This window comes from Vibrio sp. 1401 (genome assembly GCF_033340295.1).
The window spans coordinates 1-570 of sequence record NZ_JAWOWF010000654.1 but is presented as its reverse complement, the minus strand read 5'-3'; the positions used below and the strand labels follow the sequence as shown (position 1 = coordinate 570).

Below are 570 nucleotides of genomic sequence, written 5' to 3'. Positions count from 1 at the left end.
CAAACCGGTAACGCAAAAGGTGTTGCTGAAGCGTTGGAACAAGAAGCAAAGGCAGAAGGAATTGCAGTAGAGTTGTTTGATGCAAGCGACTACAAAGGCAAAAACTTAGCCAAAGAAACGCACGTCATCATTGTTGCTTCTACCAACGGTGAAGGTGAAGCGCCAGACAATGCCATTGAGTTGCACGAGTTCTTACAATCTTAGAAAGCACCTAAGCTATCAAACCTTCAATATGGTGTGATTGCATTGGGTGATTCTAGTTATGAGTTCTTCTGCCAAACTGGTAAAGACTTTGACACTTACTTAGCAAAACTGGGCGCGACGTCTTTTATTGAGCGTATTGACTGCGATGTTGATTACGAAGCGGCAGCGGAAGAATGGCGCAAGAATGCGCTAGGTAAAGTTAAAGAGACACTATCTTCTGGCAATGAAGCGGAAATTGTTCAACTTCCTGTAGGACAAGCGGCAGCTTCACATTCTCAGTACAACAAACAAAATCCATACACAGCGACGTTACTCACCAGCCAAAAGATCACGGGTCGAGACTCGGGTAAAGATGTTCGCCATATT

At 44.4% G+C, this 570-nt stretch carries 1 pseudogene; it reads left to right on the top strand.

The annotated features are described in order from the left end of the window. Positions 1–570: pseudogene (locus tag R7Z77_RS27390) on the top strand (flavodoxin domain-containing protein); the annotation flags it as partial.